This window comes from Salinimicrobium oceani (genome assembly GCF_012037645.1).
This window is the reverse complement of sequence record NZ_JAAVJR010000946.1, coordinates 1-385: the sequence shown is the minus strand read 5'-3', so window position 1 is coordinate 385 and position 385 is coordinate 1. Positions and strand designations below refer to the sequence as shown.

Genomic DNA, 385 nt, shown 5'->3' with positions numbered 1-385 from the left:
AAAATAAAGTTCTAAAAAGAAAAGTTAAAACAACGGCAGTAGAAAAAACTGGTGAAGTCGCAAATGTGAAGAATTAAAATTAAAGTAGCACTTCAAAAACCTTCCACATAAATGCACACGCACACTTTGGTACCGGAAAATATCGATATGCGGCAGAATGCACTTTATTGTTCAGGAAACTTTTTGCTGGCTTAATTCGCATCTATTTGATTTTTCGGATGTGAAGATAATCCAAACCATTAGTGTTGGAGTCCCAGATGATAATGAAATGGAACGGATTGGCCCCGAAAAGAAAATGCACACGAAGTTAAACTTAAAGAAACTTTCCAGATCGACGCATTTGGCTTCCAAAATAGACGGTAGGATAGATAAATAGCCGAACAGA

At 36.6% G+C, this 385-nt stretch carries 1 protein-coding gene; it reads left to right on the top strand.

The window, feature by feature from the left end; all coding sequences use genetic code 11:
* Window positions 1-220 precede the first annotated feature (220 nt).
* Window positions 221-376 carry a hypothetical protein gene (locus HC175_RS23995; protein ID WP_209310143.1) on the top strand — a complete coding sequence of 52 codons (156 nt, stop codon included), beginning with the start codon at window positions 221-223 and terminating at the stop codon, window positions 374-376.
* The last annotated feature ends 9 nt before the right edge of the window (window positions 377-385 follow it).